Origin of the sequence: Aquisalimonas sp. APHAB1-3 (assembly GCF_048323695.1) — a bacterium.
GTDB lineage: Bacteria > Pseudomonadota > Gammaproteobacteria > Nitrococcales > Aquisalimonadaceae > Aquisalimonas.
The window spans coordinates 1-14,921 of record NZ_JBLWFT010000009.1; the positions used below are offsets into that span (position 1 = coordinate 1).

12 protein-coding genes are annotated in these 14,921 nt (G+C 66.6%); 8 read left to right on the top strand and 4 right to left on the bottom strand.

Annotation, left to right across the window (positions count from 1 at the left end; genetic code table 11):
* Positions 1 to 154: 154 nt before the first annotated feature.
* The 3 genes from metH to ACNSTU_RS12925 form a co-directional block, all read right to left on the bottom strand.
* On the bottom strand, positions 155 to 3,844 hold the full coding sequence (gene metH, locus ACNSTU_RS12915; protein ID WP_290633414.1) for a methionine synthase: 3,690 nt from the start codon (positions 3,842 to 3,844) through the stop codon (positions 155 to 157).
* Positions 3,845 to 3,999: 155 nt separating this feature from the next.
* Positions 4,000 to 4,812 carry a gamma-glutamyl-gamma-aminobutyrate hydrolase family protein gene (locus ACNSTU_RS12920; protein WP_290637791.1) on the bottom strand — a complete coding sequence of 271 codons (813 nt, stop codon included), beginning with the start codon at positions 4,810 to 4,812 and terminating at the stop codon, positions 4,000 to 4,002.
* Positions 4,809 to 5,804 carry an amidoligase family protein gene (locus tag ACNSTU_RS12925; RefSeq protein ID WP_290633410.1) on the bottom strand — a complete coding sequence of 332 codons (996 nt, stop codon included), beginning with the start codon at positions 5,802 to 5,804 and terminating at the stop codon, positions 4,809 to 4,811. The genes ACNSTU_RS12920 and ACNSTU_RS12925 overlap by 4 nt, the downstream gene beginning before the upstream one ends.
* 143 nt (positions 5,805 to 5,947) lie before the next feature.
* Between ACNSTU_RS12925 and ACNSTU_RS12930 the strand changes: the two genes are divergently transcribed.
* Positions 5,948 to 7,222, top strand: coding sequence for an O-acetylhomoserine aminocarboxypropyltransferase/cysteine synthase family protein (locus ACNSTU_RS12930; RefSeq protein ID WP_290633408.1), 1,275 nt, complete (start codon positions 5,948 to 5,950; stop codon positions 7,220 to 7,222).
* 27 nt (positions 7,223 to 7,249) lie between these two features.
* On the opposite strand, the gene ACNSTU_RS12935 is transcribed toward ACNSTU_RS12930, so the two are convergent.
* Entirely contained in the window at positions 7,250 to 7,774 is a 525-nt protein-coding gene (locus tag ACNSTU_RS12935; RefSeq protein WP_290633406.1) for a zinc ribbon-containing protein, read from the bottom strand.
* 159 nt (positions 7,775 to 7,933) lie between these two features.
* Between ACNSTU_RS12935 and leuS the strand changes: the two genes are divergently transcribed.
* From leuS to rlmH, 7 genes are all read left to right on the top strand, one after another.
* On the top strand, positions 7,934 to 10,390 hold the full coding sequence (leuS, locus tag ACNSTU_RS12940; protein ID WP_418212473.1) for a leucine--tRNA ligase: 2,457 nt from the start codon (positions 7,934 to 7,936) through the stop codon (positions 10,388 to 10,390).
* A 20-nt stretch (positions 10,391 to 10,410) separates the two neighbouring features.
* Positions 10,411 to 10,908 carry an LPS assembly lipoprotein LptE gene (gene lptE, locus ACNSTU_RS12945; RefSeq protein ID WP_290633404.1) on the top strand — a complete coding sequence of 166 codons (498 nt, stop codon included), beginning with the start codon at positions 10,411 to 10,413 and terminating at the stop codon, positions 10,906 to 10,908.
* A gap of 1 nt (position 10,909) precedes the next feature.
* On the top strand, positions 10,910 to 11,941 hold the full coding sequence (gene holA, locus ACNSTU_RS12950) for a DNA polymerase III subunit delta (protein ID WP_290633403.1): 1,032 nt from the start codon (positions 10,910 to 10,912) through the stop codon (positions 11,939 to 11,941).
* A gap of 39 nt (positions 11,942 to 11,980) precedes the next feature.
* Positions 11,981 to 13,261: a glutamate-5-semialdehyde dehydrogenase gene (locus ACNSTU_RS12955; protein ID WP_290633401.1), complete on the top strand. Its 1,281-nt coding sequence runs from the start codon at positions 11,981 to 11,983 to the stop codon at positions 13,259 to 13,261.
* Positions 13,262 to 13,321: 60 nt separating this feature from the next.
* Positions 13,322 to 13,957, top strand: coding sequence for a nicotinate-nucleotide adenylyltransferase (nadD, locus tag ACNSTU_RS12960; protein ID WP_418212474.1), 636 nt, complete (start codon positions 13,322 to 13,324; stop codon positions 13,955 to 13,957).
* Between the two features lie 120 nt (positions 13,958 to 14,077).
* Complete coding sequence (rsfS, locus tag ACNSTU_RS12965) at positions 14,078 to 14,395, top strand: ribosome silencing factor (protein WP_290633437.1); 318 nt, start codon at positions 14,078 to 14,080, stop codon at positions 14,393 to 14,395.
* Between the two features lie 4 nt (positions 14,396 to 14,399).
* Entirely contained in the window at positions 14,400 to 14,867 is a 468-nt protein-coding gene (gene rlmH / locus ACNSTU_RS12970) for a 23S rRNA (pseudouridine(1915)-N(3))-methyltransferase RlmH (RefSeq protein WP_290633399.1), read from the top strand.
* Positions 14,868 to 14,921: the final 54 nt, after the last annotated feature.

A 14,921-nucleotide genomic window follows, 5' to 3' on the forward strand; every position in this document is an offset into this window, starting at 1 on the left:
CCGGGGGCCTGAATCTACTGCACAGGGTCAATTGCCCTTCGGGTGGACTCCTGCTCGCCCGGCATCAGGGTGTGGTCTCCCTGACCACAAGGATAAAGGTACAAGGGTGGACCTTCAGGTCCACCACCAACACCTGCCACCTCGGCCACCGGACTCAGTCGTCCGCCTCGTACCCCAGGTTCGGCGCCAGCCAGCTTTCCATCTCGCGCTTGGACATGCCCTTGCGCTTGGCGTAGTCCTCCACCTGATCCTGGTAGATGTTGCCCAGGCCGAAGTAGCGTGCCTCGGGGTGGCCGATGTAGATGCCGCTGACGGCCGCGGTGGGCACCATGGCCTTGCTCTCGGTCAGCTCCAGGCCGATACGCTGCTCCGGCTCCAGCAGTTCCCACAGCAGGTCCTTCTCGGTGTGGTCCGGGCAGGCCGGGTAGCCGGCGGCCGGGCGGATACCGGCGTACTTCTCCTTGATGAGGTCCTCGTTGGCCAGCTCCTCGTCCGGTTGGTAGCCCCAGTACTCCTTGCGCACCCGCTCGTGCAGATGCTCGGCAAAGGCCTCGGCGAGGCGGTCGGCCAGGGCCTTGACCATGATGCTGTTGTAGTCGTCATGGTCGGCCTCGAAGCGCTTGATGTGCTCGTCGATGCCGATGCCCGCGGTGCAGGCGAACGCGCCCATGTAGTCCGTCTTGCCGCTCTCCTTCGGCGCCACGTAGTCGGACAGCGCCTGGTTGGGTCGGCCTTCGGGCTTTTCGTTCTGCTGACGCAGGTGGTGCAGGGTGGCCAGTTCCTCGGTGCGCGAGTCGTCCGTGTACAGCACGGTGTCGTCGCCCACGGCGTTGGCCGGCCACAGGCCGAACACGGCGCGCGCGGTGACCCACTTCTCGTTGACCATCTGCTCCAGCATCGCCTTTGCGTCCTCGAAGAGTTTGCGGGCGTGCTCGCCCACTACCTCGTCCTCGAGGATCTTGGGATAGCTGCCGGCCAGTTCCCAGCTCTTGAAGAACGGCGTCCAGTCGATGTACTTCGTCAGCTCTTCCAGCGGGTAGTCGTCCAGGACCTGCACCCCGAGCTGCTTGGGCGCCACCGGTTCAAAGGCGTCCCAGTCCACCGGCGTACGGTTCTCCCGCGCCTTGTCGATGGAGATCCACTTCTGCTTCTTCTGCCGTGCGGCGTGCTGTTCCCGGACCTTGTCGTACTCTTCCTTGAGCTTGCCCACGAACTCCTTGCGCCGGGTTTCGCTGAGCAGGTTGGAGGCCACGCCCACGCCCCGCGAGGCGTCTTTCACGTAGATGACCTCGTTGGAGTACTGCGGATCGATCTTCACCGCTGTATGCACGCGCGAGGTGGTGGCGCCGCCGATGAGCAGGGGCTGCGTCATCTTGCGCCGCTCCATCTCCTTGGCCACATGCACCATCTGCTCCAGCGACGGCGTGATCAGGCCGGAGAGGCCGATGATGTCCACGTCTTCCTTCTCGGCGGTGTCCAGGATCACTTCCGCCGGCTGCATGACGCCGATGTCGGTGACCTTGAAGTTGTTGCACTGGAGCACGACACCGACGATGTTCTTGCCGATGTCGTGGACGTCGCCCTTCACCGTGGCCATGAGAATGTGCGCGGCGGGCTTGTCGCCTTCCTTCTTCTCGGCCTCAATGTAGGGCAGCAGCACCGCCACGGCCTTTTTCATGACGCGGGCGGACTTCACCACCTGCGGCAGGAACATCTTGCCGTCGCCGAACAGGTCGCCCACCACGTTCATGCCGTCCATGAGCGGCCCTTCGATCACCTCGATGGGACGGTCATAGGCCTGGCGGGCCTCTTCGGTGTCATCCTCGACGTAGTCGACGATGCCCTTGACCAGCGCGTGTTCCAGCCGTTTTTCCACGGGCTGCTCGCGCCAGGACAGGTCCTCTTCCTTCTTCTTGCCGCCCTGGTTCTTGTAGCTCTCGGCCAGGTCCAGCAGGCGCTCGGTGGCGTCTTCGCGGCGGTTGAGGATGACGTCCTCGACGTGCTCGAGCAGTTCCTTGTCGATGTCGTCGTAGACCTCGATCTGCCCGGCGTTGACGATCGCCATGTCCAGCCCCGCCTTGATGGCGTGGTACAGGAAGGCCGAGTGCATGGCCTCGCGCACGGCATTGTTGCCGCGGAACGAGAACGACAGGTTCGACAGCCCACAGGAAACCTTGGCGTGGGGCAGGTTCTCCTTGATCCAGCGGGTGGCCTCGATGAAGTCGATACCGTAGTTGTTGTGCTCCGGGATGCCGGTGGCCACCGGGAAGCAGTTCGGGTCGAAGATGATGTCTTCGGCCGGGAACTCGGCCTTTTCCACCAGCAGGTCGTAGGCGCGCTTGCAGATCTCGATGCGGCGATCCAGGGTGTCCGCCTGGCCTTCCTCGTCAAAGGCCATGACCACCACGGCAGCGCCGTAGTGCTTGAGCTTCTCGGCCTGTTCCAGGAACGGCTCTTCGCCTTCCTTCAGGGAGATGGAGTTCACCACCGGCTTGCCCTGGGTGCACTTCAGACCGGCTTCCAGCACCTCCCAGTTGGAGGCGTCGATCATCAGCGGCACCCGGGCGATGTCCGGCTCCGCAGCCACCAGCTTGAGGAAGTCTTCCATGGCCTGGACGGCGTCGATCATGCCCTCGTCCATGTTGACGTCGATGATCTGCGCGCCGCCGTCGACCTGGTCCTTGGCCACTTCCAGGGCGGTGTCGTAGTCGCCTTCCTTGATCAGCCGCTTGAAGCGCGCCGAGCCGGTGACGTTGGTGCGCTCGCCGATGTTGATGAACGAGGCGTCGGCGCCGGCGTTGAACGGTTCCAGCCCGGACAGGCGCATGGCGCGCTCGACTTCCGGCACCTTGCGCGGCGGCAGATCCTGGGTGGCCTCGCGCAGCGCCTTGATGTGCTCCGGCGTGGTGCCGCAGCAGCCGCCGATGATGTTGACGAAACCGCTCTCGGCGAAGTCCTTCACATACTTCGCCATCTCTTCCGGGGACTGGTCGTATTCGCCGAATTCGTTGGGCAGACCGGCGTTCGGGTAGATGGCGACGTAGGTGTCCGCCACTCGGGAGATCTCTTCCACGAACGGGCGCATCTGCTCGGCGCCTAGCGCGCAGTTCAGTCCCACCGTGAACGGGTTGGCGTGGCGCACGGAGTTCCAGAACGCCTCGGTGGTCTGGCCGGAGAGGGTGCGGCCGGAGGCGTCGGTGATGGTCCCGGAGATCATCACTGGCAGGCGGTAGCCGAGTTCCTCGAACAGCAGTTCGGTGGCGTACACCGCCGCCTTGGCATTGAGCGTGTCGAAGATGGTCTCGATGAGGATCATGTCCGCACCACCCTCGACCAGGCCACGCCCGGCTTCCAGGTAGGCGGTGCACAGCTCGTCGAAGGTGACGTTGCGGTAGCCGGGGTTGTTCACGTCCGGCGAAATGGAGCCGGTGCGGTTGGTCGGCCCCAGAGCGCCCGCCACGAACCGGGGCCAGCCGGGGTTCTCGGCTTCCGCGGCGTCGCAGGCCTCGCGGGCCAGGCGCGCGGATTCCACGTTCAGCTCATGGACCAGGTCTTCCAGGTGGTAGTCGGCCTGGGCGATGGTGGTGGAGCTGAAGGTGTTGGTCTCGACGATGTCGGCGCCGGCGGCGAGGTTGTCCGCGTGGATCTCGCGGATGATGTCCGGGCGCGTGAGCGACAGGAGGTCGTTGTTGCCCTGGAGGTCACCGGGGCGGTCCTTGAACCGCTCGCCGCGGAAGTCTTCCTCGGTCAGGGGATACTGCTGAATGCTCGTCCCCATGCCGCAATCCAGGAACAGAATTCGTTCGTTGATCGCCTGTTTGAGCTTATCGATTTGGGTAGTCATTCGGTCTCAAGTGGTTGCGATGGAAACTCATCTCAGCCGGGCATTATAACGTGAGACTTCGGAGTAACGAGAGGGTGGGTCGCGAAAGCCCCGCCATACGGGGGTTGAAGGGCTCGGGGAGGGCGCCGTGGGGCGGTTCTGGCGGTTATTGAATTCTATTCATAGTTTTGTTGAGAATTATTGGATTCCGCCCCGCCGTGTTCCGCGCAGACGACCAGATGACGGAAAAGTGCCCGCTGTTCGCGTTTCTGCGGAAGATATTCCGGATGCCACTGCACGCCCAGCATGAAGGGGGCGTCGGGGTGTTCGATGGCCTGCGTGATGCCGTTGTCCTCGTGGGCCACGGGCAGGAGCGAGTCGGCCGGGCTGCGGATGGCCTGTCGGTGGAGAGAGTTCACGTGACAGTAGGTCCGTCCCAGGGCTTTCGCCAGTTGGCTATGGGGGCGGATGCGCACGGCCTTCTGCGGCCAGATGGTCCAGAGGTTGGGCGTCTCACTGTAGTAGGCCCGCAGGTCCTGGTAGAGCGTGCCACCGCAGACCACGTTCAGCAGTTGCGCCCCGCGGCAGATGCCGAGCACGGGCAGCCCGCGGTCCAAAGCGCCCTTGAGCAGGCGGGTTTCCAGGTCGTCACGGTCGGTGTCGCCGCCCATGGCGGTCTTGGTGCTGAGCAGGCGTCGCAGCAGCCAGAACAGCGGGAACAGGGCCAGGGTGGCCAGAAAGCGCGGCAGACTGCGGCTGCTGTGACGCAGGCTACGCATCGAAGGCGTGGCTGGTTCCTCGCCGTACAGGCTCGGGTCCACGTCGGCGCCGCCGCCGATGATCACCGCATCCACCGCCTCCACGGCCATGGGATGGGCAGGCGTAATGCGCACGGCACGACCTCCGGCCATCCACACCGCGAAACGCGTACATAGCCAGGCGGCAGTGCCGCCCCGGTTGGGGCCTGTTACACCAACAACTGGCTTCATTCCGTCAGCCAGCCCGCTGTCTGCTGCGCCCAGTCCTGATCGACCCGGGCGATACTCGGCGGGCGGCGTTTGAGGTAGGCGACGCTCATGCGTGCCATGCGTTCGGGGCGCGCGGCCAGCCACTCCACCATGACCCAGCCGTTCCACTCGGCGGCCAGGGTCCACTGCTTCTCGTCCACCCGGCAGTTGGGGAGCCGGTAGTGGAAGGCCGGTCTCGGTTTGACAAGGGCGGCGTCAGGCACACCGCGAACGGCCCTGTCACCGAGCAGGTGGCGGAACAGCGGCAACATGTCCAGGACCCGGTTGCGGGTAGCGTTGTAGGTGAGGTAATCGTCAACCAGTTGCTCCAGGTCCGGCGTGTAGCCGGGGTCGAGCACCAGCCGCCGGTAGGGGTGGGGGAATTCGTTGATGTACGGCGTGATCCGGCGGCTCCAGTCGATCTCCCCCTGAACATGCAGCCAGTCGTACAGCAGGAAGAAGGCCCGCAGAATCGCCGTCAGGTGGTCCGTCTCCAGCGATGCCGCTTCGGGGTTCAGGTGCAGGCCGAATGCGTAGAACACGGATGCGCGCGTGCCGCGGGCGTCGCTGTCCTGCAGCGCAACGCGCAGGGCTTCCAGTTCGTGCACCTCTGGGAACGGTATCGGTGGCGTGACGATCTCGTGGGGCACGACGGTGCCAGCGACCCGGGCCAGCAGGTCGTCGACCCGGTCCCGGTGCAGGGGCTCGTCGAGATTGAAGCCGAGACCCTCAAGCAGTTGCAGGTAGCTGCCGTCCTTGAGCAGCGCCGTATCGATCTCGGTGGTGAAGGTGCCCCAGCGGGTGCCGGTGATCCGGTGCGAGAAACGGCTGTCGCGCACGATGTCGCCGCCGTAGAGCGCGGCGACCTTGGCGGAGATGGTTTCCAGGTCGAGGCCGGCGAACTCCAGTTCCACACCGAGACGGCGGATGTCGCCGCTGGCCGTGGTCAGCGCAGCGGGTAGCGGAAAACTCATGCCCGGCTCCTTGGCCTCGGGGTTGCGGGATGAACGAACAGGATGGATTCTGAACGCCTACACGATAACCCGATCCAATCCACTTCGGAACCGGCGCATGACGCGGCCGGGACGTGGTTGGTGCGCGCAGCCCAGGAGGCGACATGAAACTGGAAACACAGGCCATTCACTCTGGTTATTCCCCGGATCCCACCACGAAGGCGGTGGCCGTACCCATCTACCAGACCACGTCGTACGCGTTCGACGATACACAGCACGGTGCCGACCTCTTCGACCTCAAGGTGGAAGGAAACATCTACACCCGTATCATGAACCCCACCAACGCCGTGCTGGAGCAGCGCGTGGCCGAAATGGAAGGCGGCATCGCCGGTTTGGCGGTGAGCTCGGGCATGGCGGCCATCACCTACGCCATCGAGACCATCACCGAGGTCGGGGACAACATCGTCACCACCAGCCAACTCTACGGCGGCACCTACAACTTCTTCGCCCACGCGCTGCCGCGCCGTGGCGTGGAGGTGCGGTTCGTCTCCCATGACGACCTGGACGGCATGGCCGCACAGATCGACGACCGGACCAGGGCCGTCTTCTGCGAGAGCGTGGGCAACCCGTCGGGCAACGTCGTGGACGTGGAGCGCCTGGCCGCGCTGGCCCACGAGCGGGGCGTGCCGCTCATGGTGGACAACACTGTGCCGAGCCCCTACCTGTGGCGGCCCATCGAGCAGGGCGCGGATATCGTCATCCATTCGCTCACGAAGTACATGGGCGGGCATGGCACCACCGTGGCCGGCGTCATCGTGGACTCCGGCAACTTCCCCTGGGCGGATTACCCGAAGAAGTTCAGCATGCTGAATGAACCGGACCCGTCCTACCACGGTGTCGTTTACACCGAGGCGCTGGGGCCGGCGGCATACATCGGCCGTGCCCGGGTGGGGCCGCTGCGGAACACCGGTTCGGCGCTGTCGCCCATGAACGCGTTCCAGATTCTCCAGGGCATCGAAACGCTGCCCTTGCGCATGGATCGCCACTGCGAGAACGGCCTGAAGGTGGCGCAGCACCTGGAGGCGCAGGATCAGGTCACCTGGGTGAAGTACGCCGGCCTGGAGAGCAGTCCGGATCACCGTCTGGCGCAGAAGTACATGAACGGGCGTGCGGCCGGCATCCTCAGCTTCGGGGTCAAGGGCGGAGCCGAGGCGGGGGCGAAGTTCATCGATGCCCTGCAGCTCATCACCCGGCTGGTGAACATCGGTGACGCCAAGTCCCTGGCCTGTCATCCGGCCACCACCACCCACCGGCAGCTGAACGACGACGAGCTGGAGCGGGCGGGTGTGACCCGCGACATGGTGCGGCTGTCAGTGGGGTTGGAGCATATCGACGACATCATCGACGATATCGATCAGGCCCTGACCGCGGCGAAGTGATCGGGAAGACCGATCAGCTCGGGCGGGTCACGCCGTGACCCGCTCGAACTCGGTGGACTTGCAGCCCGGGCACGGGGGGATGTGTCCGGCTTTCTCGAAGTGCATGGTCTTGCCACAGCTCAGGCAACGCAGCTCCCCGGGGCTGGTTATTTCTCCGGTGTGGTAGCGGGCCTCCGCCTGCCACTGGCGGTTGAGCTCGATCCACTCGAGTCGGGTGCTGTCGGCGATGGTGCTGAAGCGGTCGTACAGCCAGGAGCCGATCAGCTGCATGTCCATGCGGAACCAGTCGCGCAGGTCGTCGCTCTTGTCGTCGCGGGTAAGAAAGCTCGCGGCGTCTTCCACGTCGCGCTTTAGGTAGTCGCTGATGCGCTCCGCTTCCTCGGCCGAGAGTTCACCGAACTCCACCGCCTTGCGGCGGGCGTGCTCCAGGGCCTGGCGCAGCCGGGGCCGGGCGTCCTCACCGGCCTGCTCGAGCGCATCCGTCACGCGCTGAAGCATCTTCTCATAGCCCTCGAGCTGGCGTTTGTCCTGCGGCTGCCTGTTGTCCGTCATGCCGGTCTCCTGCGTGTGAGTCTCTGCCTCCTAGATTGCAGGGCCGTGGCCGCTGTCACAAGTGCCGTCGGCCCCGGGCATCGGCAGTTGCACCCCGATTGCCGTATACTTCCGCCTTTCCCCGCGATCAAGCCGAAGACCACGAGCCACAACATGAGTATGGACGACGCCTACAAGCCGGAGATCATCGAAGCCGACGCGCAGCGTTTCTGGGACGAAAACCGGACGTTCCAGGTCACCGAGGAGCCGGGGCGCGAGACCTTCTACTGCCTCTCCATGTTCCCGTACCCCAGCGGCAAGCTGCACATGGGGCATGTGCGCAACTACACCATCGGCGACGTCATGACCCGCTACCAGCGCATGCAGGGGCGCAATGTGCTCCAGCCCATGGGCTGGGACGCCTTCGGCCTGCCTGCGGAGAACGCCGCCATGCAGAACAACGTGCCGCCGGCGCAGTGGACGCGGGAGAACATCGCTGCCATGCGTGGGCAGCTCAAGCAGCTCGGCTTCGGCTATGACTGGTCGCGAGAGTTCGCCACCTGTGACCCGTCCTACTACAAGTGGGAGCAGTGGCTGTTCACGCGTCTGTATCGCACGGGGCTCGCCTACCGTGCCGTGGCCACGGTGAACTGGGACCCGGTGGACCAGACCGTGCTCGCCAACGAACAGGTAGTGGACGGCAAGGGCTGGCGCTCCGGTGCCACCGTGGAGCGTCGCGAGATCCCGCAGTGGTTCCTGCGCATCACCGACTACGCGGACGAGCTGCTGGACGCGTTGGATGACATGCCCGGCTGGCCGGAGCAGGTGCGCGCCATGCAGCGCAACTGGATCGGCCGCTCCGAGGGCGTGGAGCTGGCGTTTGCCATCCACGGCCGCGAGGAGACCCTGAGCGTCTACACAACCCGGCCGGATACGCTGTTCGGCGTGAGCTACATGGGGCTTGCTCCGGAGCACCCGCTTACCCGCGAGCTGGCGGAGAGCAACCCGGAGATCGCCGCCTTTGTGGAGGAGTGCAACAAGGCCGGCGTCGCCGAGGCCACCGTCGCCACCATGGAGAAGAAGGGGCTGGATACCGGCCTGCGCGCTGTTCACCCGCTCACCGGCGAAGAGATCCCCGTGTGGATCGCCAACTTCGTGCTCATGACCTATGGGTCGGGGGCCATCATGGCCGTGCCCGCCCATGACCAGCGTGACTGGGAGTTCGCCACCAAGTACGGCCTGCCCATCCGCCCGGTGATTGCACCGGCCGACGGCGGCGAGCCGGACGTGAGCGCCGAGGCGTTCACCGACAAGGGCGTGCTGGTCAACTCCGGGGATTACACCGGCATGACCTCCGATGAGGCGTTCGAGGCCATCGCCGGCTGGCTGCAGCAGCGCGGCATTGGTGAGCGCCAGACCAACTACCGCCTGCGCGACTGGGGCGTCTCGCGCCAGCGCTACTGGGGCGCGCCCATCCCCATCATCAATTGCCCCACCTGCGGCCAGGTACCGGTGCCGGACGACCAGCTCCCAGTGGAGCTGCCGGAGGACGTGCAGTTCGACGGTGCCGGCTCGCCGCTCAAGCAGATGCCCGAGTGGTACCGCACTACCTGCCCGCAGTGCGGCGGCGCGGCGGAGCGTGAAACCGACACCTTCGATACCTTCATGGAGTCGTCCTGGTACTTCGCCCGCTTCGCCTGCGCGGACAACGACGGTGCCATGCTGGATGACCGCGCCGGCTACTGGCTGCCGGTGGATCAGTACATCGGTGGCATCGAGCACGCCATCCTGCATCTGCTCTATGCGCGTTTCTACCAGAAGGTGATGCGCGACGAAGGGCTGACCATCGCCGACGAGCCCTTCACCAACCTGCTGACGCAGGGCATGGTGCTGAAGGACGGCGCCAAGATGTCGAAGTCCAAGGGCAACACCGTGGACCCGCAGGCCCTGGTAGAGCGTTATGGCGCCGATACCGTGCGACTGTTCGCCATGTTTGCGGCACCGCCGGAGCAGTCTCTGGAATGGTCCGATTCCGGTGTGGAGGGCGGCTACCGCTTTCTCAAGCGCCTGTGGCATCTGGTGCGCAATCACACCGCCCAGGGGGCGGCCCCGGCGCTGGATGTGGCCGGCCTCACCGACGCGCAGCGGGATACCCGGCGCAAGGTGCACGAGACCATCCGCAAGGCCAGCGAGGACATCGGCCGCCGTTTCACCTTCAACACCGGTATCGCCGGGGTCATGGAGCTGGTGAACACCCTCTACAAGGCCATCGACGATGACAGCGAGCAGGGCCGCGCCGTGATGCAGGAGGGGCTGGAGGCGTCGGTGCTGATCCTCGCGCCCATCGTGCCGCACATCTGTCACCGGCTCTGGCAGGCGCTGGGCCACGACGATGCAGTGGTGGATGCCGCCTGGCCGCAGGTGGACGCGGATGCGCTCACCCAGGACACGCTGGAGATCGTGGTGCAGGTCAATGGCAAGCTGCGGGGCAACATCCAGGTGCCGGCAGACGCTGAGCGCGATGCCATCGAGACCGCCGCTCTGGACGAGCCCAACGTGCAGCGTTTCATCAGCGACAAGACGGTGCGCAAGGTGATCGTTGTCCCGGGTAAACTGGTGAACGTCGTCGCCAACTGACCCTCAATCGCGGAGGTTCCATGCGTAGCCTGCGGCGCATCCTGATCGTGATGCTCATCCTGGCGCTGGCCGGGTGCGGCTGGCATCTCCGTGGCTCCGCGCCGGGCACGGCATCCCTGGAAGGCGTGTCCGTGGTGGTGGACAGTCAGATCGGGCAGGGCGAGCTGATCCGGGAGCTTCGCCGCACGCTGGCGGCCGCCGGTGCGGATGTGCGCAACAGTGGCGACGGCCCGCGGCTGGTCATCGAAAGCGAAAGCCGTGACCGGCAGCAGCTCAGTGTTGCGGCCGGAGGCGACACGGAAGAGTACGAACTGCGCTATCGGGTGCGCTGGTCCATCCGCGACGGCGATGGCGAGACTCTTGCCGGTCCGGACACCTTCGAGCAGATCCGTGAATACCGTTTTGACCGCGCTGCCGTGCTCGGCAGTTCAGAGCGCGAGGAGGCGCTGCTGGAAGAGTTGCGCCGCGACGTCGCCTTTCTGCTGACCGAGCGCGTGCAGGCAACCCTGGGCGAATGAGATGCGTCTGAAGCCTGAGCAGGTCGCCGATACCCTGGAACGCAGCCTGCCGCTGGTCTGGCTGATCACCGGCGATGAGCCGTTGCTGGTCGGCGAGGCCATGGACGCGGTGCGCGTCGCAGCCCGGCAGGCCGGGCACACGGAGCGGGAGGTGCTCGAGGTGGAAGCGGGGTTCGACTGGCAGCGCCTGGCGGCCGCCGCGGACAACCTGTCCCTGTTTGGCGATCGCCGCATCATCGAACTGCGCATGCCCACCGGCAAGCCTGGTCAGGCGGGGGCGCGTGCGCTCAGTGACTACTGCGCCCGTGCGCCTGAGGACACGGTGCTCATGATCTCCGCGCCCCGGCTGGATGCAGGCACGCGCAAGGCCGCCTGGGTGAACGCCATCGACACCGCCGGCGCGGTGGTCCAGGTCTGGCCGCTGGAGCAGCGCCAGCTCCCCGGCTGGCTGGAGCAGCGGCTCCGTCAGGCCGGCCTGCAACCCACCCGCGAGGCTGTGCAGCTGCTCGCCGAGCGCAGTGAAGGCAACCTGCTGGCCGCGGTGCAGGAGATCGAAAAGCTCCGGCTGCTGGTCCCCAAGGGCGAGCTGGACGCCGACGCCGTGCGCCAGGCCGTCGCCGACAGCGCCCGTTTCGATGTCTTCGATCTCACCGCCGCGGCGCTCCAGGGCGAGGTGGCCCGGTGTGCCCGCATCGTCGGTGGCCTGCGCGAAGAGGGGGTGGAGCCGACGCTGGTGTTGTGGGCGCTGTCCCGGGAGGTCCGGCTGGTCTGTCAGCTCCAGGGGGCCCCGGGCCAGGCCGAGCAGGTCCTGAAGAAAAACGGTGCCTTCGGCCCGCGCAAGAACCAGCTGCAGCGTGCCGCCCAGCGCGGCGGCCCGCGACGCTGGCAGGCGCTGCTGATGCGCTGCGCCCGGGCGGACCGGGTCATCAAGGGCGTGGCACCGGGCCGCATCTGGGATGAATTGTTACAATTGAGTATTGCCATTGCCGGCGGCTACGGGAAGCGGCGGCGCCCCCAGCCGGCGCGCGCCTGAAGCCGGGGCCGGCGGGAGACGACAACAGGGCGAGCAACCATGAGCGCAACAGCTGAAAGCGTGCAGAACATCCAGGCCTACATGGCGGAACTCGGCCAGCAGGCCCGTGCAGCCGGCCGGGCCATGGCGCGGGCCGGGAGCGACGCCAAGAACCAGGCGCTGACCGCCATGGCCGACACCATCGATGCCCGCGCGGCGCAGCTGGTGGAAGAGAATGCCAGGGACATGGCCGCGGGCCGGGAGCGGGGGCTGGACGCCGCCCTGCTGGACCGCCTGGAACTGACCCCGGAGCGCATCGCCGGCATGGCCGATGGCCTGCGCCAGATCGCTGCGCTGCCCGACCCGGTGGGCGCCATCGACGACCTGCGCAGTCGCCCCTCCGGGATTCAGGTCGGCAAGATGCGCGTGCCCCTGGGCGTAATCGGCATCATCTACGAGTCGCGCCCGAACGTCACGGCCGATGCAGCCGGGCTTTGCCTGAAGTCCGGCAATGCCACGATCCTGCGCGGCGGCTCCGAAGCCATCCACTCCAACCGCGCCATCGCCGAGTGCATCCGCGCCGGGCTCGAGGCGGCCGGTCTGCCGAAGGACGCGGTACAGGTCGTCAACACCACCGACCGCGAGGCCGTGGGCCACCTGATCACCATGACCGGCGAGGTGGACGTCATCGTTCCGCGCGGCGGCAAGGGGCTGATCGAGCGGATCAGCCGCGATGCCAGCGTTCCGGTGATCAAGCATCTGGACGGCGTCTGCCACGTCTACATCGACGAGGCGGCCGATCTCGACAAGGCTGTGGCGGTGGCGTTCAACGCCAAGACCCAGCGTTACGGCACCTGCAACACCATGGAGACGCTGCTCGTGGCTGAGGGCATTGCGGCGCAGGTGCTGCCGCCGCTGGCCGAGCGGTTCACGGAGGCCGCGGTGGAGCTGCGTGGTTGCGAGGTCAGTCGGGGGCTCGTGCCGGCCATGACGGCGGCCACAGACGAGGACTGGGGGGCAGAGTACCTGGCCCCGGTGCTGGCCGTGCGGGTCGTTGCCGACCTGGACGCCGCCATGGAGCACATCAACGCATGGAGCTCCGGGCATACCGAGTCCATCGTGACCCAGGACTGGAGCCGCGCCCAGCGTTTCCTGCGCGAGGTGGACTCCAGCTCGGTCATGGTCAACGCCTCCACCCGCTTCGCGGACGGCTTCGAGTACGGTCTGGGGGCCGAAATCGGCATCAGCACCGACAAGCTGCACGCCCGCGGCCCGGTCGGGCTGGAAGGTCTGACCTCGCAGAAATGGATTGTCCTGGGGGACGGGCATGTGCGCGGCTGAGCGGCCCGGCCGGCGCCGGAGGTGTGGCGGGTGAAGGCCACGCCCCGGCCGCTGCGCGGCATGTTCGGCGGCACCTTTGATCCGGTGCACAACGCCCACCTCCGTGTCGCGCTGGATATCGTCGAGGCCGGCGCGCTGGAGCAGCTCCACCTCGTTCCCTGCCACGTGCCACCCCACCGCGGCGATCCCGAGGTCACCGCCGCGCAGCGGCTGGCGATGCTGGAGCTTGCCGCCCGCGGGGAGCTGCGCTTCCGGGTGGATGACCGGGAGCTCCGGCGTGACGGCCCCTCCTACACGGTGGATACCCTGCAGACACTGCGTCGGGATTTTCCCGGCGACCACCTCTGCCTGCTCCTCGGCAGCGACAGCTTCGTCAGCCTGCCGCGCTGGGATCGCTGGCAGGAGCTGGCGGTGTACGCACACATCGTGGTGATGCAGCGCCCCGATCACCCCCTGAAACTGTCGGGGCCTCTCACCGACTGGCTGCATGGCCGGGAGACGGCGGACTGGGCCGCGCTGCGGGACGAGCCCGCCGGGCGCGTGCTGTTCCAGGACGTCACACCCATGGCGGTCTCCGCCACCGACATCCGCGCCCGTCTGGCCGCCGGACGTTCAGGGCGCTATCTGTTGCCGGATGCGGTGTGGGACTATATACGGGACAATACCCTGTACGGGGCCGGTGGATACGCCGGCTGAGTGGAGAGCAAGTCGGCGGCAGCCTTGCCGTCGTGGAGGTGGATCATCAGCGCAGTGGATCATGTCGAAGCACTGGACTGGGCAGCACTGAGGGATGTGGTGCTAGCCTCCCTTGAGGACATGAAGGCCGTGGATCCCGTTGTGCTGGATGTGCGCGGCAAGACCGGTATCACCGACATCATGGTGGTGGCGTCCGGGAATTCCGGGCGGCACGTCAAGGCCATTGCCGACCGCGTGGTGGCGGACGCCCGCGAGCAGGGCGTGCGCGCGCTCGGGGTCGAAGGCGAGGACAGCGCCGAGTGGGTGCTCGTGGACCTGGGCGATGTGGTCGTCCACGTCATGGGCGCCAATACCCGGGAACTCTACCGCCTGGAGCGGATCTGGGGCATCGACGACGCGGATTCGGACGCGCCGTCCGCCGACAGCTCCCGGGCCTGAGTCGGTGCGGGTTCAGGTAACGGCCGTGGGGCAGAAGATGCCCCGCTGGGTGGCCCAGGGTTACCAGGAGTATGCCGGGCGCATGCCCCGCGAACTGCGGCTGGATCTGCGGGAGCTGGCGTCGGGCGATCGCGGCAAGGGCGCGAACCCGGCGAGGGCGCGCGAAGTGGAAGGGCAGCGACTGCTGCAGGCCGTGCCGAAAGGCGCCCGTGTCATCGCACTGGATGGTGGCGGGCGGCGCATCGACACGGAGGCGTTGGCAGAGGCCATGCGCGAGTGGCTGCAGGACGGCCGCGACGTGGCCCTGCTGATCGGCGGGCCGGACGGCCTGGATGACGGCTGCCTGAACGCGGCCGACCAGCGCTGGTCCCTCTCGCCGCTGACGTTGCCGCACATGCTGGTACGGGTCCTCGTGGCCGAACAGCTCTACCGCGCCTGGACGCTGATCACTGGACATCCGTACCACCGTTAGGGCCGATCACCGGAACGGCCACCAGAACCGATCACCGAGCAGCTTTCGAGGTAC